This window comes from Streptomyces sp. NPDC101191, from assembly GCF_044767915.1.
GTDB lineage: Bacteria > Actinomycetota > Actinomycetes > Streptomycetales > Streptomycetaceae > Streptomyces.
On sequence record NZ_JBIWOU010000002.1, the window covers coordinates 1,384,215 to 1,409,130 of the forward strand.

Below are 24,916 nucleotides of genomic sequence, written 5' to 3' on the forward strand. Positions count from 1 at the left end.
CTAGGCGGCAGGAGGCGGAAGAACGGTCGCGTGCATGATCCGCACCCTACGGGCCGGTCCGCCCGGCCGCCAGCTCGCCCTCCCCGGTCCCCCGGGGGTCGTGGGCTCCCTCGGTGCCCTCGGTGGCCGGCTCCCGGGACCCGGCCACCGGCTCGTCCGGCGCCGCCTTGGGCGTCGAGGACTGGGCGATGAAGGCGCCGACGAGGACGACCGCGCCACCGATGATCTGCGGCGCCGCCAGGTGCTCGCCGAGCAGCACCCAGGCGAGTACGGTCGCGATGACCGCCTCCAGGCAGGCCACGACGCCGGCTACCTGCGGGGAGAGCCTGCGCACCGAGACGACGCCGGTGACGTACGCGAGGACGGTGGCGATCAGTACGATCCAGCCGAGCAGGAGCCAGGCGGGGGCCGCGGTGCCGTTCAGGTCGGCGGTGCCCCCGAGGACCGCCCAGTCCATGCCCCACGGGCGGGCGACGACGGTGAGGATGAGTGCGCCGACGAGCAGCCCGTAGGCGATGACGCCGATCGGATCGGCGGGTTCGGCCTCGTCGCTGCCCTGGTCGGACAGGACGAAGTAGCCGACCTGGCAGCAGGCGGCGGCGAGCGCGAGCAGCAGCCCGAGCAGGTCGAGGCTGAGGCCGGACCAGACCTGGACGACGCAGGCGAGGCCGCCGACGGCCAGGACGACCCCCACGGCGGCGGCGCGGGTCACCGGGCGCCGCTGGACGAAGCGGACCCAGCCGAGGACGAGGGCGGGCGCGAGGTACTCGATGAGCAGGGCGACGCCGACGGGGATCCGGGAGATCGCGGCGAAGTAGCAGGCCTGCACACCGGCGACGGCGAGCAGGCCGAAGCCCGCGAGCAGGGCGGGCTTGCGCCGCACCAGGTCGCGGTGGCGCCAGGCCACGGGCAGCATGACGAGGGCGGCGCCGGCCACCCGCAGCCACACCACGTGGAGCGGGTCGAGTCCCGCCTCGATGAGCGGCTTGGCCGCCACTCCTGAACCACCGAATGCGAAGGCCGAGGCCAGGGCGAGTCCCAGGCCGGCGCTTCTCCCCTGAGACGCGTGCATCGGGCCATCATGACAGGACCCGGACAGGTGCGTAACCCCCGTTACACCTGTTGAGACGACTCCTCGATCCGGGCGGCCAGGGCGGGCCCGTCGACCCCGGCCCGGCGCAGCACCTCGGCGGCCCGGTTGTCCGGGTCCGCGGCGAGCGCGGCCAGCAGGTCGAGGCCGCGGACCCTTCGGTCGCCGCGCAGCGCGGCCCGTTCGAAGGCGCCCGCGAGGGCGGCCGTGGCCGCCGGGGACCAGCCGGCGGCGTTCTCGGCGCCGCGGACGGCAGGCAGGGCGGAGCCGGTGTCCTCGACGGAGCGCTGCCAGCGGAGCCCGTAGCCGATGGAGCGCTGGACCAGGTAGCCGAGGACCCGGGCGAGCTGCCGGCCGTCCCCGAGAGCGGCGGCGGCCCCGGGGTCGGCCTCGACGAGGGAGTGCAGGAGGTGGGCGGTGTCGACCTGCCGGTCGCCGTCGCGCAGGGCCCGGCGCCGGGCACCGGCGACCGCCGTCACGAGCTCGGCGGTCAGCGCCTCCTCCAGTTCGGCGCGGCGCTCGGCGGGCAACACCCGGGGCACCCGGGGAACGGGGAGAAGGCTCGGCGCGGGCACGGGGCGGCCGGGCTCGGGGTCGAACGGGACGGGCGCCGAAGGGACAGGAGGTTGCACCCTTCCACCTCATCATCCGCTCCGGGCCCGGACATCCCCGGGGAGGAGCATGCGCACATCCCACCGGAGGTGTGCACGGGCGCACGATTCCTCCTCCTTACGGATGAGATCACGTGAGTTCCCTCCAAGGGGCGCGCGCCGCCTTGCCACGCGCCCCGTTCGCAACCACGACCCCGCCCGCTGTCGTCCTTCGGGCATGTTCTGGATGGTGGCCCTGCTCGCGCTCGACGGGCGGCAGTACGTCTACCGCGTGTACGCGCCGCGGGAGGCGCTGCCGGCCGACCTCTTCTGGGCCGCGTTCCACTGTCACGACGAGAGCGGCGGACCGCGCGCCTCGGACCGGTTCGACTCCGCGCAGATCTGGTGGTTCGACGGCGTCGACGGCGAACCCGCAGAACTGACGGTTCATCAGTATTGAATGTTCACGCCGCTACGGCTACGTTCCGCGACACCGAAAGCCCGACTGGTACGCGTGAAGGGGTGGACCCATGGCCGAAGTCAGCGCGGAGGCACGGATCGAGGCACCGGCCGAGAAGGTGTGGGCGCAGCTCACCGACTTCGGCTCCTACGGGGAGTGGAACGCCACCCACACCAACTTCCCGAACGGCGGCCCGGCCACCCTAGAGGCCGGCGCCACCTTCGCGGAGAACATGAAGCTCATGGGCTTCCCCGCCGAGGTGACCTGGACGGTGGAGGAGCTGGAGACCGGCCGCGTCCTCGCGATCCGCGGCAAGGGTCCGATGGGCGTCAACGTCGGCACGCGCTACTCCCTCAGCGCCGACGGCGGGGCCACCACCGTACGGATCGACGGGGAGTTCACGGGTGCGGCCGTCTCCCTGATGGCGGGCAAGCTCAAGGACTCGGCGACGGCGGCGCTGACCGAGTCGCTGCGCAAGCTGGCCGGCCTGGTCGCCTGACCGCGCTCCGTACACCGAGGGGCCCCGCGGCGATCCGCCGCGGGGCCCCTCGGTGCCGGTCCCGGCTCAGCGCTCGTCAGTGCTCGTCGGCCAGGATCAGGTACAGCTTCTTGCGGGCCTCGTTGATGACCTCGACGGCCTTCTGCCGCTGCTCGGCGCTGCCCGTCTTCCAGACCTGACCGAAGGCCTCCATCAGACCGAAGCCGGCCTGCCGGATCTCGTTCACGGCGTCCCAGTCGACGCCGCGCCCGGCCTCCTCCCAGGGGGCCTCCGGCCCCGCCTCGGCCTCTTCGCGCCCGGTGGCGGTGAGCGTGAACAGCTTCTTGCCGCCCTCGCTCTCGCTGACGATCAGCCCCTCGTCCTCCAGCATCTGGAGGGTCGGGTAGACCGATCCGGGGCTGGGCTTCCAGGCCCCGCCGCTGCGCTCGACGATCTCCTGGATCATCTCGTAGCCGTGCATCGGGCGGTCCTTCAGGAGGGCCAGGATCGAGGCGCGCACATCGCCGCGCCGCGCCCGGCCGCGGCCGCCGCCACGCCCCCGGCCGCCGAAGGGGCCACCGCCCCAGGGGCCGCCACCGCCCGGCCCGAAGGGGCCGAAGGCGGCACGCCGCCCTTCGAAGTCACCGCGAGGGCTGGGTCCGCACTGTCCGCGTCCGGCTCCCGGGCCGTGTCCGTACTCGTGTCCGTAGGTACGCATCGCAACGCTCCTTCCATCGGGATTCCATCGTTGAACTGTCGCGATGCCTCAACGATATATCGGAACTGTTCGCCGAGCAACACCCGACTGTCACCCGACCCCCCGCCCGGCCGGGACGCGCAGCGGTCCAGACATCCCGAATTGGCCTTGGCCTGCGCTTTTTCCGTTCGGGTACGGTCCCGTTCCATGCGGATTCGAATCGTCGACGCCTTCACCGACCGGCCCTTCGCCGGCAACCCGGCCGGAGTCCTGCTCCTCGACTCCTTCCCGGAGGACTCCTGGCTCCAGAAGGTGGCCGCGGAGGTGAACCTCTCGGAGACCGCCTTCGCCCACCCCCTGCCGCCCGGCGGCGAGGCGGACTGGGCCCTGCGCTGGCTCACCCCCACCACCGAGGTCGACATGTGCGGCCACGCCACCCTCGCCACCGCCCACGTCCTGCACAGCACGGGCACCGCCACCGGGACCGTGCGTTTCGCCGCCCGCTGCGGGATCCTGGTCGCCACGGCCGAGGAGGACGGCACCATCACCCTCGACTTCCCGACCTCCTCCCTGACCCCGGTTCCCGCGCCCGAGGGCCTGGCCTCGGCACTGGGCGCCGAGCCGGTCGCGGTACACGACACCGCCGCCCACATCGGCGACCTGGTCGTCGAGCTCGCCGACGAGGCGACCGTCCGCGGCCTGACGCCGGACTTCGCCGCCCTGACCACGCTCTCCGACCGGGGGATCATCGCGACCGCCGTCGCCGACGAGCCCGAGGGCGCGTACCAGTTCGTCTCGCGCGGCTTCTTCCCGGCCGTCGGCATCGACGAGGACCCGGTCACCGGCAGCGCCCACACCGCCCTCGCGCCGTACTGGTCCGCCCGCTTCGGCCGGGACGAGCTGACCGGCTTCCAGGGCGGCGCGCGCACCGGCCTGGTCCGTACCCGTCTGCGTGGCGACCGCACCCTCCTCAACGGGCACGCGGTCACCGTCGTCGACGGCGAACTGCACGCCTGAGAGGCACCCGGACGAACGGAAGGGGCGTACGGCCGATGCCGCACGCCCCTTCTCACCGGTGCCGGGCCCGGAGACCCGTGCTCAGACCGTGGGCAGCCAGCCCACCTTCCCCACGAGCAGCCCGTAGCCGACGAAGGCCACGATGTCGAGCAGCGAGTGCGCGACCACCAGCGGCCCCACCCGCCCCCAGCGCCGGTACAACCACACGAACACCACGCCCATGACCATGTTGCCGACGAAGCCGCCGACTCCCTGGTAGAGGTGGTACGAGCCGCGCAGCACGGAACTCGCGGCGAGCGAGGCCTTCGGGGACCAGCCCAGCTGATCGAGCCTGCGCAGCAGATAACCGACCACGATCACCTCCTCCACGACGGCGTTCTGGATCGCCGACAGGATCAGGACCGGGTACTTCCACCACACGTCCGGCAGCGATTCGGGCACCACGGTGAGGTTGAACCCGGACGCCCGCGCCGCCAGGTAGAAGGCCAGGCCGGCGCTGCCGATACCGGCCGCCACCAGTGCCCCGCGCCCCAGGTCCGGCCACGGCCGGGTGCGGTCGAAGCCGATGGCCCGCAGGCCCCGCACCCCGGCGCCCTCGCGCAGCAGCAGGTGCGCGACGAGGGCGACCGGCACGAGGGCGCTCGCGATGCCGAAGAGCTGCCACGCCAGGTCGAGCCAGGGCCGGCCCAGGGCGTAGGAGCCGTTGAGCGTGGCCGCCTGCTCCTTCAGGGACCCCGCCTTGGTCAGCGAGCCGATGAAGCTGATGAGGGACGAGACCCCGCTGGCGCCGAGCGAGAGCGCCAGCACGATCAGGGTCTCGGAGCGCAGGATCCGGCGCGGCAGGCCGTCGGGGGGCAGGGAAGCGTCCCTCACTCGTTGCTCCGACACCACACCTGTCTCCCATTCCCCATCGCTCGCCGGGTAACGGGAACCCTACCTACGCCTTCGGGGAAGTGCCGTCGAGCCCCACGGGCCAGGTGTGCACCGGCTCTCCGGTGAGCATGAGCTCGCGGTAGCGGCGGGTGGTGGCCGCGAGCGCCGCCGGGCGGTCCAGACCCGAGTCGAGGCCGCGGTGGAAGGTGTCGGCCTGCCAGGAGGCCCCGTTCACCCGCCGCCGGCAGCGCTCCTCGATCACGCCCAGGTAGAAGTCCCGGTCACGCGGCTCGACGTGCCAGGCGTCGAGCCCGGCCGCGGCCATCGGGAGCAGCTCGTCGAGGACGAGGCGTACGGCGGGCACGGTCGCCATCCCGCCGGAGCGGCCCGGACGGGGCCAGCGCAGCTCCGCCTCGATGCCGTGGCGGCACGCGGTGTCGAAGTTGTGCTCGGCGTCGGCGAAGTCCATCCGTTTCCAGAGCGGCCGGGACTCCTCGGCAAGCGCCCGGACCAGCCCGTAGTAGAAGGCGGCGTTGGCGACGACGTCGGTGACCGTGGGGCCGGCCGGCAGCACGCGGTTCTCGACCCTGAGGTGCGGGACGCCGTCGACCCAGCCGTACACGGGGCGGTTCCAGCGGTAGACGGTGCCGTTGTGCAGGATCAGCTCCTGCAGCCGGGGCACCCCGCCCTCGTCGAGGACGCGCAGCGGGTCCTCGTCCTCGCAGATCGGCAGCAGGGCGGGGAAGTAGCGCAGGTTCTCCTCGAAGAGGTCGTACGCGGAGTCCACCCAGCGCTCCCCGAACCAGGTGCGCGGCCGCACCCCCTGGGACTGCAGCTCGGGCGGGCGGGTGTCGGTGGCCTGCGTGAACAGCGGCGGCCGGGACTCGCGCCACAGCTCCCGGCCGAACAGGAAGGGCGCGTTGGCGCCCATGGCTATCTGGACCCCGGCGATCGCCTGCGCCGCGTTCCACACGGAGGCGAAGCGCGGCGGCGTCACCTGGAGGTGCAGCTGGACCGAGGTGCAGGCGGCCTCGGGCACGATCGAGGCCGAGGTGCACAGCAGGCGCTCGACGCCGTGGATGTCGAGGGTGAAGTCCTCCCCGCGGGCGGCGAGGATCTGGTTGTTGAGCAGCGTGTAGCGGTCCGCGGCGGACAGGTTCGCGAAGACCGCGTCCTCCTGGGTGAGGGTCGGCAGGATGCCGATCATCACGACGCCGGCGCCCAGTTCGCTCGCCTTGCGGTCGGCATAACCGAGGCCGGTGCGGAGTTCCTCCGCGAGCCGGTCGAATACGTGGCCGCCGAGCCGGTGCGGGGTGATGTTCACTTCCAGGTTGAACATTCCGAGTTCGGTCTGGAAATCGGAGCTCGCGATGCGGTCGAGCACCGGCGCGTTCAGCATCCTGGGCAGCCCGTCCTCGCCCGCGAGATTGAGTTCGATCTCCAGGCCCATGAGATTGCGGGGCCGGTCGAACCGTTTCTCCGCAAGCAGCCGCGCGAGGGCGGCGAGGCATTGCTGGAGCTTTCGGCGGTAGTGCTGCCGGTCGGACGGGCCGAACCCGTCGGCCACGACCTTCTCCCCCATCGAGCGTCCCTCCCAGTGGGCAGCCGCCACGACGGCCGCGAGCGTCACGGACGATGATGCCCACCCGGCTGATCGACAACGCCTGCGAATCCGAGGTGTGAGCGGATAGTCTGGACCGGCTTTCCCCAGGGGCAGTCCCCGTCGGCAAGAGCAATCGACATATACCAAAGTCATATTGTCCTGAGGGACGAGGGCGAGATTCGGCCTACCGGCCCTCCACGGAAAGTGCAGGCAGACGTTCCGCCGGACGCGCACATTCCACAGAATCTCCGGGGAATTCCGACCGGATGACGCCTTGTCAGGAATATAGAGGCCGTCTACCGGAAACACTGTGTGAACACGTGTCGTATAAACTCCGCGCACGAGGCAGAGTGTTGGCGCCCGGCCATGCACCCATGGCCCCCCTCTCTGGCCCCGTCGCTGACAACGCCGTCGTACCTGCCCACGCGTCACCGTGTCTCCTGAGTGAGAGGCGACCCATCATGCTCCGACCCTCCCCGGCCCCCGCGCCGGCTCTCCGCAGTGTCCTCGCGGCTCTCGGCTCGCCCTCGGCGGTCCGTGAACCCCGCACCCCGGCCCTGCGGGCCGCACAGGGACCGCTGAGCCCCGAACTCCCCCTGCCCGTGCACGTTCTCGGGCTGTCCACCGAATCCGGTGCCCCCGGAGCGGCCGCCGCGACGGAGCAGCAGCCACCCCGCACCCGGCTGGCCGGCTGGCGCTTCCTGATCAGGAACGGGGACCGGGCGATCGCCGCCGGCGACACGATGCTCACCCCGGACGGCTGGTCCTTCTCGCACTTCTTCGAAGGCCCCTACGTCACCGCCACCGAACGGGCCCTGATCCAGGCCGAGGCACTGGCCACCCCGTACCAGCCGCGGCTGCTCTCCGTACCGGAGCTGTACATGCTGACCCTGTGGCTGCACACCGACACGGACGCGGACGGCGCCACCACCGAGCCCGGACCGGACGACCTCCTGGTCCCGCTCGCCCCCGCGCCGCCGGGAATCGCGGCCGACCGGCCCTACCGGGTCGCCGACCTGCTCCCCGTGATCGGTCTGCGGCTCACACCGCCGCCGCTGCTCGGTTCCCCGGCACCCGCCTGATCCCGGCACGCAGGTGCGCCCCGGGGCCGCGTGGTCCCGGGGCGCACTGCTGTCCGAGACAGGTCACGTTCGGACTAGCCCACTGGGACCACCCCGAACCCCCCGAAGAGACCGTGCAGTTGACCTGAACCGCCCCTGCGGGTGATGCGTCTTCCCGGGAGAGGACGAGCTGCCGCGAAATACCTGCGGAACGGCGTCCGTAGGGCAAGACTGGGACCGGAACCGAACCGACCGACGGGGGCGGCCATGCCGACGAAGAGCCGCAGGACATCCACCACGACGCAGCGAAAGAACCCACCCATGTGCCAGCACCAGCCCGCCTGTCCCACCGCCGACTCCGCCGACCGGGAGGCCGCCCGACTCGTGGCGCACCACCCGGAGCAGGGCTGGAGCCTGCTGTGCAACGGTGTCCTGCTCTTCGAGGACACCGGTGAGCTGCTGCCGGACGGGCAGATCATCGCCCCGCACCGCCCGCTGACGGCGGCCCGGGTGACGACGGCGGCCTGAAGGGGCCGCCGCCGCGCGGTACGCGCAACGCCGAGGGCCGGCCCGGAGAGATCTCCGAACCGGCCCTTGTGTCATGCCTGGACTCAGTTGTCGTACTCGTCCAGCGGCGGGCAGGAGCAGACCAGGTTGCGGTCACCAAAGGCGCCGTCGATGCGGCGCACCGGCGGCCAGTACTTGTCCGCGGTCGAGACGCCGGCCGGGAAGACCGCTTCCTCGCGGGTGTAGGCGTGGTTCCACTCGCCGCCCAGCGCCGCCGCGGTGTGCGGGGCGTTGCGCAGCGGGTTGTCGTCGGCCGGCCAGGCGCCGGAGCCGACCTTCTCGATCTCGGCACGGATCGCGATCATCGTGTCGCAGAAGCGGTCGAGCTCGACCAGGTCCTCGGACTCGGTGGGCTCGATCATCAGCGTGCCGGCCACCGGGAACGACATCGTCGGCGCGTGGAAGCCGTAGTCGATCAGACGCTTGGCGATGTCGTCGACGCTGACGCCGGTCTCCTTGGAGAGCGGGCGCAGGTCGACGATGCACTCGTGGGCGACCAGGCCGGCCGGGCCGGTGTAGAGCACCGGGTAGTGCGGCTCCAGGCGCTTGGCGATGTAGTTCGCCGCGAGCACGGCCACCTGGGTGGCGCGCTTGAGGCCCTCGCCGCCCATCAGGCGCACGTACGACCAGGAGATCGGCAGGATGCCGGCGGAACCCCACGGAGCGGCCGAGATCGGACCGACACCGGTCTCGGGACCGGCGGTCGGCTGCAGCGGGTGGTTCGGCAGGTACGGGGCGAGGTGCGCGCGCACCGCGACCGGACCGACGCCCGGGCCGCCGCCGCCGTGCGGGATGCAGAAGGTCTTGTGCAGGTTCAGGTGCGAGACGTCGCCGCCGAAGTGACCCGGCTTGGCGAGGCCGACCAGGGCGTTCAGGTTGGCGCCGTCGACGTACACCTGGCCGCCGGCGTCGTGCACGGCCGCGCAGATGTCGGCGACGTGCTCCTCGAACACACCGTGCGTGGACGGGTAGGTGATCATCAGCACGGCGAGCTCGTCGCGGTACTGCTCGATCTTGGCGCGCAGGTCCTCGACGTCGACCTCGCCGTCCTCCGCCGTCTTGACCACGACGACCTTCATGCCGGCCATCACCGCGGAGGCGGCGTTGGTTCCGTGCGCGGAGGACGGGATGAGGCAGATGGTGCGCTGCGCGTCGCCGTTGGCGCGGTGGTAGGCGCGGACGGCGAGCAGACCGGCCAGCTCGCCCTGGGAGCCGGCGTTCGGCTGGATCGACACCTTGTCGTAGCCGGTGACCTCGGCGAGGCGCTCCTCCAGCTCGGTGATGAGCGTGAGGTAGCCCTGCGCCTGCTCGACCGGGGCGAAGGGGTGGATCTGACCGAACTCGGGCCAGGTCACCGACTCCATCTCGGTGGTCGCGTTCAGCTTCATGGTGCAGGAGCCGAGCGGGATCATGCCGCGGTCGAGCGCGTAGTCGCGGTCGGCCAGCTTGCGCAGGTAGCGCAGCATCGAGGTCTCGGAGCGGTGCGCGTGGAAGACCGGGTGGGTCAGGTACGCGTCGCCGCGCAGCGCGTCGCCGGGAAGCGCGTCCTCGGTGACGGCGTCCAGCGCCTCGATGTCGGCGTCGACGCCGAAGGCGGACCAGACCGCGGCCAGCTGGGCGCGGGTGGTCGTCTCGTCACAGGAGGCGGACACGTGGTCGGCGTCGACGCGGTAGAGGTTCACGCCGCCCTCGCGGGCGGCGGCGACGACGGCGTCGGCACGGCCCGGGACGCGGGCGGTGACGGTGTCGAAGAAGGCCCCCTGGGTGAGCTCGACGCCCCCGGCGCGCAGACCGGCGGCGAGGATGGCGGCGTACCGGTGGGTGCGCCGGGCGATCCCCTTGAGCCCCTCGGGGCCGTGGTAGACGGCGTACATGCCGGCCATGACGGCGAGCAGCACCTGAGCGGTACAGATGTTGCTGGTGGCCTTCTCGCGGCGGATGTGCTGCTCGCGGGTCTGCAGGGCCAGGCGGTAGGCCTTGTTGCCGTCGGCGTCGACGGAGACGCCGACGAGGCGGCCCGGCAGGGAGCGGGCGTGCTTGTCCTGCACGGCCATGTAACCGGCGTGCGGACCGCCGAAGCCCATGGGCACGCCGAAGCGCTGGGTGGTGCCGACGGCGATGTCGGCGCCGAGCGAACCGGGCGAGGCGAGGAGCGTCAGGGCGAGCAGGTCGGCGGCGACGGTGACGACGGCGCCGAGCTCGTGGGCCTGGTCGATGACCGGCTTGATGTCACGGATGGCACCGGAGGCGCCCGGGTACTGCAGCAGCACTCCGAAGACGCCGCGCTCGGCGATCTCGGCGGGGATGCCGGAGCTCAGGTCGGCGACGACGACCTCGACCCCGGTCGGCTCGGCGCGGGTCTCGATGACGGCGATGGTCTGCGGCAGCGCGTCCGCGTCGATCAGGTAGACACCGTTCTTGACCTTGCCCACACGGCGGGAGAGCGCCATGGCCTCGGCGGCGGCGGTGCCCTCGTCCAGGAGGGAGGCGCCGGAGGTGGGCAGACCGGTCAGGTCGGCGACCATGGTCTGGAAGTTGAGCAGCGCCTCCAGGCGGCCCTGCGAGATCTCGGGCTGGTACGGCGTGTAGGCCGTGTACCAGGCCGGGTTCTCCATGACGTTCCGCAGGATGACCGGCGGCGTGAAGGTCCCGTAGTAGCCGAGCCCGATCATGGGGGCGAGCACCTGGTTGCGGTCCGCGAGCTCGCGGAGCTCCGCGAGCACCTCGGCCTCGGTGCGGGCCGCCGGAAGCGCGAGGGCCTCGGCGTTCTTGATGACGTCCGGAACGGCGGCGGCCGTGAGCTCGTCGAGGGATCCGTAACCGACCTGGGCGAGCATCTTGGCCCGCGCCTCGGCGTCGGGTCCGATGTGCCGCTGCTCGAAGGGAATGCCCTGCTCGAGCTCGGAGAGCGGAGTGCGGTTGGCGGTCATGTACGGGGGCCTCCTGGTCGTCACGACCTGCGAGGGGCACCACGGCGCGGGTGCCCGGACGGCCTCCCCCTCTGTCATCCAAACCTGAGAGCTTCACCGGCCCGCGTTGCGGTGGGCCGGCTTTCACCGTCGGTGAGAGCGGATCGCCGTCGACGCCCGCCCTGCTTTCCAGAGTGACCTCGTCCGCGCGGTACAGGGGCCTGAGAGATTCCGGGGAGGATTTGCTCCTTCGGCGCCTCCGCGAGTTTTGCTCCGGAGGACTCTCCCGCGCGGGGTCGACAGCCACAGCCAGCCTACCAGCGCCGTTCCTTCTTCCATCGCTCAAGTGGCCGACATCCCAGATGTGCACTTTCGTAGTGCTTGTAGAGCAGTTGCGACCAGTTGGAGGGACCGTGCAGACCGACATCGATCCGCGCAGCCTGATCGGCCGCAAGGCGTTCGACCGGAACGGACACAAGATCGGCACCGTGGACGAGGTGTACCTGGACGACGCGACGGGAGTCCCCGAATGGGCCGCCGTGCGTACCGGCCTGTTCAGCCGGGACGCGTTCGTCCCCCTGGAGCCGAGCGACTTCGTGGACGACACCCTCCGCATCCCCTACGACCGCGCCCTCATCAAGGACGCCCCCGACTTCGGCGTGGGCCGCCACCTCTCCCCCGAACAGGAACTCCAGCTCTACCGCCACTACAGCATGGCCCTCCCTCCCCCGCCCCAGGACGGCCCGAGAGACTTCGGCCGTCTGGCGGGCCAGGAGGACGTGTAGGCACCCGGGGCGCACCCTCCGCCGCCCCGGGCGCCGTCCGGGCCGGACGGCAAGGGCGGCGAGCCCCCTGCGAGGCCCCCGGCCCGGCGGCTCGCGCGGGCCGCGGACAGGCCTAGGCCGCCGCCCCCGTCGCCCCGCCGGGGACCAGCGGCAGCGGTTCCGACGGCTCCAGGTCCGGGTCGTCGACCGGGAAGGTCCGGACGCGGCCCGGCGCCGACGTCGGCTCCTCGAATCGGACGGTCACCCGCCCGACCCCGCTGCCCTGCACCCACCCGGCCCCGTACTCCGCGTGCCGCACGTCGTGCCCGGCGGCCCACCGCCGCTCCGCGGTCTCCGTGGCCGTCGGTGGGGCGGGCGCGGCGCCAGCGCCGGCGGCCGGCTCCTCCGCGCCGGCCGGAAGAGCGGCCTCCCCGGCGAGCGCCGCCTCCCGGGCCTCCGCCTGCGCGAACAGGTCCTCCTGGGTGTAGTCCGCCAGGCCGCTGACCCCGACCCCCAGGAGTCGCACCCCGCCCGTCGTGTCCACCAGTTCGAGCAGCCGCCCCGCGGCCTCCCGCACCACCACCGGATCGTCCGTCGGCCCCCGCAGCGTCTCGGACCGGGTCAGCGTCGAGAAGTCGTAGCGCCGCACCTTCAGGACGATCGTCCGCCCGGAGTGCCCGGAGCCCCGCAGCCGCGCCACGCACCGCTCCGCGAGCCGCTCCACCTCCAGCCGGATCCGCAGCCGGTCGTGCAGGTCCACGTCGAAGGTGTCCTCGACGGACACCGACTTGGCGTCCCTCTCGGCCACCACGGGCCGGTCGTCGTGCCCGAGGGCCATCCGGTACAGGGAGGCCCCGTGCGCGCGCCCCAGGATCCGTACGAGCTCGTCCTCGCCCGCTTCCACCACGTCGGTCACGGTGACGATCCCGGCCCGCCGCAGATGCTCGCCGGTCGCCGGGCCGATGCCGGGGATGATCCGCACCGAACGCGGCCCGAGCAGCTCCCGCTCCGTCCCGGGCTCGATGAGCACGAGCCCGTCCGGCTTGGCCTCCTCGGAAGCGATCTTCGCGAGCATCTTCGAGCCCGCGAGCCCGACCGACCCCGTCAGCCCCGTCGTGGCGAGGATGTCCCTGCGCAGTCTCTCCCCCGCCGCCCGCGCGCTCGCGCGGTCGTCGGCCACTCCGCCGGCCTCCAGGTCGACGAAGGCCTCGTCCAGGCTGAGCGGCTCCACGAGCGGCGAGAGCCGCCCGAGCAGTTCCATGACCTGGACGCTGATCGCCCGGTAGAAGGCGAAGCGCGGCACCAGATACGCCGCGTTCGGCGCGAGGCGGCGCGCCTGGGCCATCGGCATGGCCGAGTGCACCCCGAAGCGGCGCGCCTCGTACGACGCCGTGGCCACCACGCCGCGCGGGCCGAGACCGCCCACGACGACGGGCTTTCCCCGCAGGCTGGGCTTCGACGCCTGCTCGGCGGCGGCGAAGAAGGCATCCATGTCGAGATGCAGGATCGTGGGCGCGGCTCTCACAGGTCCGATGCTGCCCTACGCCACTGACAATCGGCCCGCACGCGAGTACGAGCCGCCCAGCGCGCCCTGGACCCGGGCGACGAGCTCAGGGCCCCCGACCACCGCCCCGACCGCCGGACGCACCCGGGAGCCGCCCCGGACCGTCCCGGCCGAAGCCACTCGGGACCGTCCCGGCAGGCCCGCCTCAGACCGCCCGGTCGCGGCGCCGACGCGCCAGCTCGTCCGCCGGGTTGTGCCCGATCAGCGTCTCGCCGGTGTCCACACGCTCGCCGTGCAGCTGCGACAGGGCCGACTCGACGTCACGCCACACCACCCCCACGGCGATGCCGAAGACCCCCTGGCCGCCCTGGAGCAGGTCGACGACCTCGTCGGGCGACGAGCACTCGTAGACGGTCGCGCCGTCGCTCATGAGCGTCATCCGCTCCAGATCGCGGAAACCACGCGCCCGCAGGTGCTGCACGGCGGCCCGGATGTTCTGGAGCGCGACCCCGGTGTCGAGGAAACGCTTGACGATCTTGAGGACGACGACGTCGCGGAAGCTGTAGAGGCGCTGCGTCCCGGAGCCGTACGCGGGCCGCACGCTCGGCTCGACGAGACCGGTGCGCGCCCAGTAGTCCAGTTGGCGGTAGGTGATGCCGGCCGCGGCGCAGGCCGTGGGTCCGCGGTAGCCGACGGCGTCCGAGTCCACGCCCGTCCCCGCGCCCGCGTCCGTTCCGAGGTCGCCCACCCTGCCGTGAAGCGGATACGGCCCGCTCTCCCCGGGAGCACGCCCCAGGAAGCCCCCTGCCGTACCGTCGCCGCTGCTCATCACGCCGACCCTCCGTCCTTGACCTGCCCACACGAAGGTAGGCAGTCACCAGGGGTGCGTCAACGATCGCCACACTCGGCACGCCGAGTGATAATCACCCTGAGAGTGGTTTCCCGTGCCCCGCCCCGGGGAAAGGCTACTCGAATGCTCCGAGGGCACTGCCCAGTCGCCGCCCGGCCACGGGCGGCCCGGCGACCGCCTGCCTACTGGTTGCTGGTCCCGAAGTCCTCCGGCGAGATCTGGTCGAGGAACTCGCGGAACTTCTCCACCTCGTCCTCCTGCTCGTCCGGAATCGCGATCCCCGCGTCGTCGAGCACACCGTCACTGCCGTAGATCGGCGACCCGGTGCGCAGCGCCAGCGCTATCGCGTCGGACGGCCGGGCGCTCACCTCGACACCGCTGGCGAAGACCAGCTCGGCGTAGAAGACCCCGTCACGCAGATCCGTGATGCGGACTTCGGTGAGCTCCTGCCCCACGGCCTCGAGCACGTCCTTGAACAGGTCGTGCGTCAGCGGCCTGGCCGGGGCCATGCCCTGCTGGGCGAAGGCGATCGCGGTCGCCTCACCCGGTCCGATCCAGATGGGGAGGTACCGGTCGCCTCCCACTTCACGCAGGAGAACGATCGGCTGGTTGGAGGGCATTTCCACCCGGACACCCACAACGTCGAGCTCGTTCACACAGCAACCCTAGGACGTGCCCGACCGGTTTGGGTAGTCGGGCCGTCCGGAGATCACTGCAGACGGAGCCCGAGAGCGGTCTGGACCAGTGCCGCGTGGAGCCGTACGGAGAGTCCGGCGAGCTCCTTGGCCGTCGCCTCCGCATGCGCCCTGGTCTGCGGATTACGGTGCCGGCGGAGCGGCGCCACCATCTGTTCGACCAGTCCCGCCTCCCGCTCGGCGGCGGCCTTGACGGCCCGCAGGTGCCGGGGTTCCAGACCGAATCTCCCCAGATCCGCCACCAGTTTGGCGACGGTCACGGTCTCGGCGTCGTAGCCCCCGCCGTCGGCCTGGGCGATCAGCCCGTACGACTCCCACTCGGCGAGCTCGGCCTCGGTCACCTCGGCCGCGGCGAGCAGCTCGGCGCGGCCGAGCCGCACCGCCGTGGGCCGGTCTGCGCCATCCGTGTCCCAGGCCCCGTCGAGCAGGTCCCGCTGGGGGCTCGGCGAGGGCAGTCTGACCTGCTCACCGCGTTCGAGGGCGTCCAGATGCTCCCGGATGACCTTGAGCGGGAGATAGTGGTCCCGTTGCATCCGCAGGATCTGGGCGAGCCGCTCCACGTCCTGCGCGCTGAACTTCCGGTACCCGGAGGCCGTGCGCCGGGGCTCCACGAGCCCCTCGGCCTCCAGGAAGCGGATCTTCGAGATGGTCACTTCGGGAAATTCGTCGCGCAGCCGGCTCAGCACCGTACCGATGCTGACCAGTCCGTCGCCCGCGGCGGCGGTGCCGAGGCCGGCACCGCCCGTCGGTGTACGCAGCATGGACCTTCCCTGAAGGTTCTCCGGGGCGTCACGCGCCCCGCAGGCTCGCGAAGAACACGAGCCGGTACTTGCCGATCTGCACCTCGTCACCGTTGGAGAGCACGACCGAGTCGATCGGCTCGCGGTTGACGTAGGTGCCGTTGAGGCTGCCGACGTCCGACACCGTGAAGGTGCCGTCCGGCTGGCGCCGGAAGTCCACGTGACGGCGCGACACGGTCACGTCGTCCAGGAAGATGTCGCTCTGCGGGTGGCGGCCGGCCGTGGTCAGCTCGCCGTCCAGCAGGAAGCGGCTGCCCGAGTTCGGACCGCGGCGCACGATGAGCAGCGCGGCACCGACCGGAAGCGCCTCCACGGCCGCGAGGGCCTCGGGCGAGAGCGACGGGATCTGACCGGTGGCCTCCGAGTCGTAGGCCTCGAGCCCCGAGATGGAGATGGTCGAGGTCGTCTCGGAAGCACGCTCCGGCACCACCCCGGCGCGCAGCGGCGCGCCGCAGTGGGAACAGAACCGGCTGTCCGCCGCATTACGGTGACCGCACCTCGTACACACCGGCATGGACGCGTCCTCCTGCCGCGGCTGCCCCGCGGAGGTCTGGGTCGCGTACGGGTCGGGGGTAAACCCTCCACCCGTACTTGAGGTTGATGGTTCTCCGAAACCTATGCGCGCGGCACCGGTGGGGTCAACAGAAGACGCGCCCTGTGCGCCCGGAATGTCGCCACCCTGGCCGCCGACCTCGTCACGGAAGAGCGGGCGCTCCGCGCCCTGTTCCTCACTCTGGGTGTGCCGCGGCGCGCGATGCCTGGCGTTGCCGCCGTCCTCGCGTCCGCTCTTGCCGAACCACTTCGAAAACAACTTCACGGGCGATTCCCCTTGACCGAAACAGACCCGCCCGTGGGGCAGGACGAACCCTGACTGAACACACCTGCCGACCCGGACATCTTCACAACGTCCGTAGCCACTCGACAGTTTCCACCACGCACCACCCATGTGGTGCGGCGACCCCCCGCAAGGTCATGCCCTTGCCGCGCGACCGTCATCCAGCCCCGCCTCACTGCGACGACGACTGAGCGTAGTCAGGCCGCTTCGCAGGCCGCAAGGCGTCGACGACGATCTTCGAAGAACGCTGCACCGTGGCCGTGGCCTGCTCCTTCTCCAACGTCTGGACGACACCGCCGGGGATGTTGAGCGCGGGCTCGAGATCCTCCGGCTTGCCGATGACCTTGAAGACGTACGGAGCGGCCACTTGCGTTCCATCGATTCGCATATCGCGTCCGCTGCCCGAGAAATAGCTGTCCGCCACGACCCGCACATCGTTCACCTGGATCGCCTCGGCCCCGGCGGCCCGCAGCTCCTGGATGGCGTCGAGCAGCATGTCGGACTCGATGGCACCGGACGGATCCGCGATCGTGAGCGTGATCCCGGGCCCCTCGGCGGCGACCGTACCGGCCAGGATGCCGAGCTGCCGCTCCTTCTCCTGGGTCTGCTTGCGCGCCTCCTCGGCCTGGTCGGAGCTGGACTCCAGCTCCGACTGCTGCTTCTCCAGACGGGTCTTCTCGTCCTCCAGACGCTGCGTGCGGTCGTCGAGCTCGTCGAGGATCCGCACCAGGTCCTCCTGGCGCGCGCCGCGCAGCGCGCTGTTGTCGCTCGTCGACCGCACCTGGATCGCGAGTCCCAGTCCGAGCACGAACAGCAGCAGTGCGACGACGAGTTGGGCCCTGCTCACCCGCGGCGGCCACAGGCTCGCGGCCAGCCGCCGCCGCCCGGACTCGCCGGCGTCGGGCTTCGGCGCGGCGGCGGCCTCGGGCGCGGGCTGAGCCTGCGGCGCCGGCTGGGGCACGGGGTGCGGCTGGGGCCGCCCATGAGCCTGCGGCCGACCCGGCTGCGGCTGCCCTTGCGGGTGACCGGGACCCGGCTGTCCCTGCGGCCGGGGCTGGGGCTGACCCGGACCCTGGGGCTGCTGCCCCTGCGGACGCGACTGCGGCTGACCCGGACCCTGGGGCTGCTGCCCCTGCGGACGCGACTGCGGCTGACCCGGACCCTGGGGCTGCTGCCCCTGCGGACGCGACTGCGGCTGACCCGGACCCGGAGGCTGCTGCCCCTCCGGACGCGACTGCGGCTGACCCGGCCCCGGAGGCTGCTGCCCCTGCGGGCGGGCCTGGGGCTGCGGCAGGCCCTGAGGCCGAGGCTGCGGACGGCCCTGGCCCTGCGGCCCGGGCTGGGGCTGACCGGCCTGGCCCGGACCCTGCGGGCGGGGCTGGGGCGGCTGCCCCTGCGGGCGGGGCTGCGACGGCCGCTGCGGGTCGGGCTGCGGCCGATTCGGACCCGGAGGCTGCTCCCCCTGCTGCGGCTGCGGACGGCCCGGGCCCTGGGGCCGGGGCTGACCGGGCCCCTCCGTAGCCTGCGCGCCGGGCTGGGACCGGGGCTGACCGGGTCCGCCGGGGCCCTGGGGCCGAGGCTGCGCCGGGCCGGGGCCCTGAGGTGCGCCCTCCGGACCGGGCCGCGGCGGCTCCTGCGCCCGCAGGGGAGGCTGGTCCTCCGGCCGAGCCTGCGGCTGCCGCGGCTCGGGGCCCGGCTCCGGGCGCTCGGCCGGCCGACCCGTACCGGTCCCGCCCGGCTCCCGCGCCGGGTCGTTCTCGCCGGCGCTCTCGTTCCGGTTCTCGTTCCGGTTCTCGTTCTCGCTCATCTGCCTCACGCCCGGAACACGTGCCGCCGGATGGCGGCGGCGTTGGAGAAGATCCGGATGCCCAGGACGACGACCACACCGGTCGACAGCTGCGCGCCCACGCCCAGCTTGTCGCCGAGGAAGACGATCAGCGCGGCCACGACCACGTTCGACAGGAAGGACACCACGAAGACCTTGTCGACGAAGATCCCGTCGAGCATGGCACGCAGGCCGCCGAACACCGCGTCGAGGGCGGCGACCACGGCGATCGGAAGGTAGGGCTCCACCACCGCCGGAACCTCGGGCCGGACCAACAGTCCGACCACGACTCCGACGATCAGGCCCAGTACGGCGATCAAGATGTGCCCTTCCCTGTGTCGGCCGTGGCCTGCCCGGTGGCCTTGGCCGCCCCGGCTCCCCTCGGCTCTGCTGTACGTACGGTCAGGCTCGGCGCGGCCGGCAGACGCACGTCGCCCTCCGCCGAGATGCTCGTACGGATCCCGAAGTTCTCCTGCAGCGCGTGCAGATACTGCCCGTCGGCGCTGTCCTGGAACGCCGTGCTCAGCCGCTGTCCGTCGCCGACGGCGAGGATCGTGTACGGCGGCACCAGCGGCTTGTTGTCGACCAGTATGGCGTCGCCCGCGGCGCGGATCGCCGACAGAGCCGTCAGGCGCTGCCCGTTGATCGCGACGGCCTCGGCGCCCGACTCCCACAGACCGTTGACCACGCGCTGCATGTCGCGGTCGCGCACCCGGCCGGTGTCCGAGAAGCCGGTGCTCTCGCGGGGACCGCCACCGCCCGTGTCGGTGCCCTTGGCGTCGTCGACGACCAGCTTCACGCCCGGCCCGTGCACGGGGGTCGCCCCCGAGAGCACCGCCACCAGCTCGGCCTGGTCGCCGCCGTGCTCCTCCAGCACCTTGCGCTGCCGTTCACCGACCTCGTCGCGGATCCGCTCGACGTCCTGCTCCAGCTTGTCGGCCTCGGAGGTCTCCGTGTCGATCCGGTTGATCAGGTCCTGCCGCTCCTTGGCCACGACCGGCGCGGACACCCGCGCCTCGGCCGCTCCGAGCGTCACCACGGCCGCCGCGAGCACCAGACCGGCCGCGAGACCGAGCTTCGCCCGGACCGTACGGGGCATCCCGCCGCCCTCGGCCGCGCGCCGGGCCGAGGCCTCCGCGTATCCGTCGTCCAGGGCGTGGTCGATCACGTTGTTCAGCAGCGACATGGACGCGTCCGGGCGCGGAGGTGGTGTTCCTGTGCTCCGAACGGGGGGCTGCTGCGACATGCCGCACATCGTCGCACGTCGCACGCCGTACCGCCGAATGGCCCCACCGAAGAGCCGGGAGGCGCACACCGCCGCCTCCCGGCTCACCTGCCCGGACGGGCCCTGCCGACTACTGACCTGCGCTGTCCACCACGGCCGCCCACTCGTCGAGCAGGGCCTGCGCGGATGCGTCGTCCGGCCCTTCCGCCCACAGATGGGTGACGGCCTCCGCGGGGTCGGGCAACACCATCACCCAGCGGCCGTCGGCCTCCACCACCCGCACACCGTCGGTGGTGTCGACGGACCGGTCCCCGGCCGCCTCCACCACCCGGCGCATCACGAGCCCCTTGACCGCCCACGGCGTCGCGATGTCCCGCCGCAGCACATGGGCCCGCGGAATCCGCGCGTCGATCTGGCTCAGAGTGAGCTGGGTCCGCGCCACGAGGCCGATCAGCCGCACGAACGCCGCCGCTCCGTCGAAGACGCTGCTGAACTCCGGCACGATGAACCCACCGCGCCCGTCACCGCCGAAGATCGTCGACTCCTCCCGGCCGACCCGGGTCAGGTCGTCGGGCGAGGTCGTCGTCCACTCGACCTGGGTGCCGTGGTACGCCGCCACCTGCTCGGCGATCCGGGTTGTCGTCACCGGCAGCGCCACCCGGCCCGAGCGGCGCTCGGCCGCGACGAGGTCGAGCAGCACGAGCAGCGCCCGGTCGTCCTCGATGATGCGGCCCCTCTCGTCGACGAGCGAGAGGCGCTCGCCCACCGGGTCGAAGCGCACACCGAACGCGGCCCGCGCCGACGCCACGATCTCCCCGAGGCGTACGAGCCCGGCCCGCCGGCTCTCGGCCGACTCGGTCGGCCGCGCCTCGTCGAGACCCGGGTTGATGGTCAGCGCGTCCACCTGGAGCCGTCCGAGGAGGCTGGGCAGGACGAGGCCCGCGCTGCCGTTCGACGCGTCGACGACCACCTTCAGACCTGCCTCGGCGATCCCCGAGGTGTCGACGTTCCGCAGCAGCGAACCGGTGTACGAGTCGAAGACGCTGGCCGGGAAGGAGAGGTCGCCGATCTCGCCGGGGAACGCCCGCCGGTACTCCTGACGTGCGAAGACGCGGTCGAGCTTGCGCTGTCCGGCCTGCGACAGGTCGGCGCCCCGCTCGTCGAAGAACATGATGTCCACGGAGTCCGGCACACCCGGCGAGGTCCGCACCATGATGCCGCCGGCGCTGCCCCGCGCGGTCTGCTGCCGCGCCACCGGTAGCGGTACGTTCTCCAGATCGCGCACGTCGATGGCGCTGGCCTGCAGAGCGGAGATCACCGCCCGCTTCAGTGCCCGCGCGCCACGTGAGTGGTCGCGCGCGGTGGTGACGGTCGCGCCCTTCTTCAGCGTGGTCGCATAGGCGCCGGCCAGGCGCACGGCCAGTTCGGGCGTGATCTCCACGTTGAGGATGCCGGACACCCCGCGCGCCCCGAAGAGGTGGGCCTGTCCGCGGGACTCCCAGATCACGGAGGTGTTGACGAAGGCACCGGCCTCGATCGTCTTGAACGGGTAGACCCGCACATTGCCCTGCACGATCGATTCTTCGCCGATCAGGCACTCGTCCCCGATGACGGCCCCGTCCTCGATCCGGGCCGCCCGCATCACATCGGTGTTCTTGCCGATGACGCAGCCGCGCAGATTGCTCTGCTGCCCGATGTAGACGTTGTCGTGGATGACGGCCTTGTGCAGGAAGGCACCGCTCTTGACCACGACGTTGGAGCCGATCACGGTGTGCTCGCGAATCTCCGCGTCCGCTTCCACCTTGGCGTAGTCGCCGATGTACAGCGGCCCGCGCAGCACGGCGTCGGGATGCACCTCGGCACCTTCGGCCACCCAGACGCCCTCGGAGATCTCGAAGCCGTCGATGTCGACCTGGACCTTGCCCTCCAGCACGTCGGCCTGGGCCTTGACGTAGCTCTCGTGCGTGCCCACGTCCTCCCAGTAGCCCTCGGCGACATAGCCGTAGATGGGCTTGCCGTCCTTCATCAGCCGCGGGAAGACGTCACCCGACCAGTCGACCGAGACGTCCGCCTCGACGTAGTCGAAGACCTCGGGCTCCATGACGTAGATGCCCGTGTTCACCGTGTCCGAGAAGACCTGCCCCCAGGTCGGCTTCTCCAGGAATCGTTCGACCTTGCCTTCCTCGTCGACGATCGTGATGCCGAATTCGAGGGGATTCGGTACCCGGGTCAGGCAGACCGTGACGAGGGCGCCCTTCTCCTTGTGGAAGCGGATCAGATCGGTGAGGTCGAAGTCGGTGAGCGCGTCTCCCGAGATGACGAGAAAGGCGTCGTCCTTCAACGCCTCCTCGGCATTCTTCACACTCCCCGCGGTTCCGAGCGGCTTCTCCTCGTTCGCGTAGGTGAGCTCCATTCCGAGCTCTTCCCCGTCCCCGAAGTAATTCCTGACGAGGGAAGCGAGAAACTGCACGGTGACGACGGTCTCGTTGAGACCGTGCCTCTTGAGCAATCGCAGGACATGCTCCATGATCGGCCGGTTCACTACCGGCAGAAGAGGCTTGGGCATGCTCGAGGTCATGGGACGAAGGCGGGTACCCTCGCCACCAGCCATCACGACGGCCTTCATGTCGGAAGCGTCCTCCTTGAAGAGACGACGGTCCTGCCGACTTCACCCATCCGGTCAATGGCCCTCGGGCGTCCTCGTTCCTGCCGGCGTCGTTGCTCGGCGAACGGAGGGACGGGCTCAATCGGCCGCGGTATCCGCCTTCACGAGTCGACGGACCTGGACCACGTAGAGGATCCCTGCCCACCAATACAGAGTTGTACCCCATCCGGCGAAGGCCCACCCGAAAACTTCGGCGAGTGACGCAAGCCACCCGTTTCCGTCACTGAGCAGCAGCAACGGGAACGCGTACATCAGGTTGAAAGTGGCAGCTTTCCCGAGGAAGTTCACCTGCGGCGGCGGATACCCGTGCCGGCGGAGGATTGCCACGGCCACCAGGAGCATGAGCTCACGGGCCAAAAGCACGGCGGTCAGCCACAGCGGCAGGATCTCGCGCCAGGTGAGGCCGACGAGCGTGGAAAGGATGTACAGCCGGTCGGCGGCGGGGTCGAGCAGCCGGCCGAGGTTGCTGATCTGATTCCAGCGCCGGGCGAGCTTCCCGTCGAGGTAGTCGCTGACACCGCTCAGGGCCAGCACGAGCAGAGCCCAGCCGTCACTGTTGGGCCCACCGAACACGGGTCGGAGGATCAGCCACAGGAAGAGCGGCACGCCGACCAGGCGGGCCATGCTGAGGATGTTGGGGATGGTGAGTACCCGGTCCGTCTGAACGCGGGTCTCCTGGACCTCCACCCGGGGGCCTCCTGTGGGAAACGAGCTGACAATGCCCCATGACCTTACCCTCAGCCACGCCCGCGGGATGCACAGGGGTCTCCTGAACGCAAAAATGCCTCAACCCCCGGACAAGGTCCGGGGGTTGAGGCTAAAAATTGTTCGGCGGCGTCCTACTCTCCCACAGGGTCCCCCCTGCAGTACCATCGGCGCTGAAAGGCTTAGCTTCCGGGTTCGGAATGTAACCGGGCGTTTCCCTAACGCTATGACCACCGAAACACTATGAAGTTGAACTCGACCGGAAAAGGGAGTTCGTTACTTCAGAACTAACACAGTGGACGCGAGCAACTGAGGACAAGCCCTCGGCCTATTAGTACCGGTCAGCTCCACCCATTACTGGGCTTCCACATCCGGCCTATCAACCCAGTCGTCTACTGGGAGCCTTACCCTCTCAAGGAGGTGGGAATACTCATCTCGAAGCAGGCTTCCCGCTTAGATGCTTTCAGCGGTTATCCCTCCCGAACGTAGCCAACCAGCCATGCCCTTGGCAGGACAACTGGCACACCAGAGGTTCGTCCGTCCCGGTCCTCTCGTACTAGGGACAGCCCTTCTCAATATTCCTACGCGCACAGCGGATAGGGACCGAACTGTCTCACGACGTTCTAAACCCAGCTCGCGTACCGCTTTAATGGGCGAACAGCCCAACCCTTGGGACCGACTCCAGCCCCAGGATGCGACGAGCCGACATCGAGGTGCCAAACCATCCCGTCGATATGGACTCTTGGGGAAGATCAGCCTGTTATCCCCGGGGTACCTTTTATCCGTTGAGCGACGGCGCTTCCACAAGCCACCGCCGGATCACTAGTCCCGACTTTCGTCCCTGCTCGACCCGTCGGTCTCACAGTCAAGCTCCCTTGTGCACTTACACTCAACACCTGATTGCCAACCAGGCTGAGGGAACCTTTGGGCGCCTCCGTTACCCTTTGGGAGGCAACCGCCCCAGTTAAACTACCCATCAGACACTGTCCCTGATCCGGATCACGGACCGAGGTTAGACATCCAGCACGACCAGAGTGGTATTTCAACGGCGACTCCACAACCACTGGCGTGGCTGCTTCAAAGTCTCCCACCTATCCTACACAAGCCGAACCGAACACCAATATCAAACTGTAGTAAAGGTCCCGGGGTCTTTCCGTCCTGCTGCGCGAAACGAGCATCTTTACTCGTAGTGCAATTTCACCGGGCCTATGGTTGAGACAGTCGAGAAGTCGTTACGCCATTCGTGCAGGTCGGAACTTACCCGACAAGGAATTTCGCTACCTTAGGATGGTTATAGTTACCACCGCCGTTTACTGGCGCTTAAGTTCTCAGCTTCGCCCTGTCGAAACAGAGCTAACCGGTCCCCTTAACGTTCCAGCACCGGGCAGGCGTCAGTCCGTATACATCGCCTTACGGCTTCGCACGGACCTGTGTTTTTAGTAAACAGTCGCTTCTCGCTGGTCTCTGCGGCCACCCCCAGCTCACGGAGTAAATCCGATCACCAGTGATGGCCCCCCTTCTCCCGAAGTTACGGGGGCATTTTGCCGAGTTCCTTAACCATAGTTCACCCGAACGCCTCGGTATTCTCTACCTGACCACCTGAGTCGGTTTAGGGTACGGGCCGCCATGAAACTCGCTAGAGGCTTTTCTCGACAGCATAGGATCATCCACTTCACCACAATCGGCTCGGCATCAGGTCTCAG

General features: G+C 70.6%; 22 protein-coding genes, 2 rRNA genes and 1 riboswitch. Of the genes, 6 read left to right on the forward strand and 18 right to left on the reverse strand.

Features of this window, described 5'->3' with window-relative positions; all coding sequences use genetic code 11:
- Positions 1 to 46: 46 nt before the first annotated feature.
- Entirely contained in the window at positions 47 to 1,072 is a 1,026-nt protein-coding gene (locus ACIRQF_RS13045; protein WP_404091676.1) for an EamA family transporter, read from the reverse strand.
- A gap of 41 nt (positions 1,073 to 1,113) precedes the next feature.
- On the reverse strand, positions 1,114 to 1,632 hold the full coding sequence (locus ACIRQF_RS13050) for a Clp protease N-terminal domain-containing protein (protein ID WP_404091808.1): 519 nt from the start codon (positions 1,630 to 1,632) through the stop codon (positions 1,114 to 1,116).
- A gap of 286 nt (positions 1,633 to 1,918) precedes the next feature.
- Here ACIRQF_RS13050 and ACIRQF_RS13055 point away from each other — a divergent pair, with 286 nt between their 5' ends.
- Positions 1,919 to 2,140, forward strand: coding sequence for a hypothetical protein (locus ACIRQF_RS13055; protein ID WP_404091679.1), 222 nt, complete (start codon positions 1,919 to 1,921; stop codon positions 2,138 to 2,140).
- 70 nt (positions 2,141 to 2,210) lie between these two features.
- Entirely contained in the window at positions 2,211 to 2,639 is a 429-nt protein-coding gene (locus ACIRQF_RS13060; RefSeq protein WP_376631957.1) for an SRPBCC family protein, read from the forward strand.
- A 76-nt stretch (positions 2,640 to 2,715) separates the two neighbouring features.
- Here ACIRQF_RS13060 and ACIRQF_RS13065 read toward each other — a convergent pair whose 3' ends face one another.
- Positions 2,716 to 3,336 carry a PadR family transcriptional regulator gene (locus tag ACIRQF_RS13065; protein WP_404091683.1) on the reverse strand — a complete coding sequence of 207 codons (621 nt, stop codon included), beginning with the start codon at positions 3,334 to 3,336 and terminating at the stop codon, positions 2,716 to 2,718.
- Positions 3,337 to 3,522: 186 nt separating this feature from the next.
- Between ACIRQF_RS13065 and ACIRQF_RS13070 the strand changes: the two genes are divergently transcribed.
- A complete protein-coding gene (locus tag ACIRQF_RS13070; protein ID WP_404091686.1) occupies positions 3,523 to 4,332 on the forward strand; it encodes a PhzF family phenazine biosynthesis protein in 810 nt (269 codons plus the stop codon).
- Between the two features lie 81 nt (positions 4,333 to 4,413).
- Here the strand turns inward: ACIRQF_RS13070 and ACIRQF_RS13075 are convergent, their stop codons facing one another.
- On the reverse strand, positions 4,414 to 5,205 hold the full coding sequence (locus ACIRQF_RS13075; RefSeq protein WP_404091688.1) for a CPBP family intramembrane glutamic endopeptidase: 792 nt from the start codon (positions 5,203 to 5,205) through the stop codon (positions 4,414 to 4,416).
- A gap of 64 nt (positions 5,206 to 5,269) precedes the next feature.
- A complete protein-coding gene (locus ACIRQF_RS13080) occupies positions 5,270 to 6,787 on the reverse strand; it encodes a glutamate--cysteine ligase (protein ID WP_404091811.1) in 1,518 nt (505 codons plus the stop codon).
- A 482-nt stretch (positions 6,788 to 7,269) separates the two neighbouring features.
- Between ACIRQF_RS13080 and ACIRQF_RS13085 the strand changes: the two genes are divergently transcribed.
- Together ACIRQF_RS13085 and ACIRQF_RS13090 are read left to right on the forward strand one after the other, a co-directional pair.
- Positions 7,270 to 7,890 carry a hypothetical protein gene (locus ACIRQF_RS13085; protein WP_382487273.1) on the forward strand — a complete coding sequence of 207 codons (621 nt, stop codon included), beginning with the start codon at positions 7,270 to 7,272 and terminating at the stop codon, positions 7,888 to 7,890.
- Between the two features lie 300 nt (positions 7,891 to 8,190).
- Complete coding sequence (locus ACIRQF_RS13090; RefSeq protein WP_365350442.1) at positions 8,191 to 8,397, forward strand: DUF5999 family protein; 207 nt, start codon at positions 8,191 to 8,193, stop codon at positions 8,395 to 8,397.
- A gap of 83 nt (positions 8,398 to 8,480) precedes the next feature.
- Here ACIRQF_RS13090 and gcvP read toward each other — a convergent pair whose 3' ends face one another.
- Positions 8,481 to 11,366: an aminomethyl-transferring glycine dehydrogenase gene (gene gcvP, locus ACIRQF_RS13095; protein WP_404091691.1), complete on the reverse strand. Its 2,886-nt coding sequence runs from the start codon at positions 11,364 to 11,366 to the stop codon at positions 8,481 to 8,483.
- A gap of 178 nt (positions 11,367 to 11,544) precedes the next feature.
- Positions 11,545 to 11,644: riboswitch (glycine riboswitch) on the reverse strand.
- A 114-nt stretch (positions 11,645 to 11,758) separates the two neighbouring features.
- Between gcvP and ACIRQF_RS13100 the strand changes: the two genes are divergently transcribed.
- Positions 11,759 to 12,130: a PRC-barrel domain-containing protein gene (locus ACIRQF_RS13100; RefSeq protein ID WP_403522621.1), complete on the forward strand. Its 372-nt coding sequence runs from the start codon at positions 11,759 to 11,761 to the stop codon at positions 12,128 to 12,130.
- A 112-nt stretch (positions 12,131 to 12,242) separates the two neighbouring features.
- Here the strand turns inward: ACIRQF_RS13100 and ACIRQF_RS13105 are convergent, their stop codons facing one another.
- From ACIRQF_RS13105 to ACIRQF_RS13160, 12 genes are all read right to left on the reverse strand, one after another.
- Positions 12,243 to 13,634 (reverse strand): DNA polymerase IV, encoded by a 1,392-nt coding sequence (locus tag ACIRQF_RS13105; protein ID WP_376631971.1) that lies wholly within the window; start codon positions 13,632 to 13,634, stop codon positions 12,243 to 12,245.
- A 184-nt stretch (positions 13,635 to 13,818) separates the two neighbouring features.
- Positions 13,819 to 14,442 carry a MerR family transcriptional regulator gene (locus ACIRQF_RS13110; RefSeq protein WP_376631973.1) on the reverse strand — a complete coding sequence of 208 codons (624 nt, stop codon included), beginning with the start codon at positions 14,440 to 14,442 and terminating at the stop codon, positions 13,819 to 13,821.
- 203 nt (positions 14,443 to 14,645) lie between these two features.
- Positions 14,646 to 15,119 (reverse strand): bifunctional nuclease family protein, encoded by a 474-nt coding sequence (locus ACIRQF_RS13115; RefSeq protein ID WP_365350453.1) that lies wholly within the window; start codon positions 15,117 to 15,119, stop codon positions 14,646 to 14,648.
- Between the two features lie 53 nt (positions 15,120 to 15,172).
- Positions 15,173 to 15,919, reverse strand: a complete 747-nt coding sequence (locus ACIRQF_RS13120; RefSeq protein ID WP_404091697.1) for a MerR family transcriptional regulator — start codon at positions 15,917 to 15,919, stop codon at positions 15,173 to 15,175.
- 28 nt (positions 15,920 to 15,947) lie between these two features.
- Complete coding sequence (locus tag ACIRQF_RS13125; RefSeq protein ID WP_382487257.1) at positions 15,948 to 16,904, reverse strand: FHA domain-containing protein; 957 nt, start codon at positions 16,902 to 16,904, stop codon at positions 15,948 to 15,950.
- 61 nt (positions 16,905 to 16,965) lie between these two features.
- A complete protein-coding gene (locus tag ACIRQF_RS13130; RefSeq protein WP_382487254.1) occupies positions 16,966 to 17,754 on the reverse strand; it encodes a DUF881 domain-containing protein in 789 nt (262 codons plus the stop codon).
- Between the two features lie 851 nt (positions 17,755 to 18,605).
- Positions 18,606 to 18,938 carry a small basic family protein gene (locus ACIRQF_RS13135; protein WP_015032176.1) on the reverse strand — a complete coding sequence of 111 codons (333 nt, stop codon included), beginning with the start codon at positions 18,936 to 18,938 and terminating at the stop codon, positions 18,606 to 18,608.
- On the reverse strand, positions 18,935 to 19,864 hold the full coding sequence (locus tag ACIRQF_RS13140; RefSeq protein WP_382487251.1) for a DUF881 domain-containing protein: 930 nt from the start codon (positions 19,862 to 19,864) through the stop codon (positions 18,935 to 18,937). The genes ACIRQF_RS13135 and ACIRQF_RS13140 overlap by 4 nt, the downstream gene beginning before the upstream one ends.
- Positions 19,865 to 19,973: 109 nt before the next feature.
- Positions 19,974 to 22,469 (reverse strand): sugar phosphate nucleotidyltransferase, encoded by a 2,496-nt coding sequence (locus tag ACIRQF_RS13145; protein WP_376631983.1) that lies wholly within the window; start codon positions 22,467 to 22,469, stop codon positions 19,974 to 19,976.
- Between the two features lie 117 nt (positions 22,470 to 22,586).
- Positions 22,587 to 23,195, reverse strand: a complete 609-nt coding sequence (locus ACIRQF_RS13150; RefSeq protein ID WP_376631984.1) for a CDP-alcohol phosphatidyltransferase family protein — start codon at positions 23,193 to 23,195, stop codon at positions 22,587 to 22,589.
- 139 nt (positions 23,196 to 23,334) lie between these two features.
- Positions 23,335 to 23,451, reverse strand: a 5S ribosomal RNA gene (gene rrf, locus ACIRQF_RS13155).
- A gap of 73 nt (positions 23,452 to 23,524) precedes the next feature.
- Positions 23,525 to 24,916, reverse strand: a 23S ribosomal RNA gene (locus ACIRQF_RS13160); the annotation flags it as partial.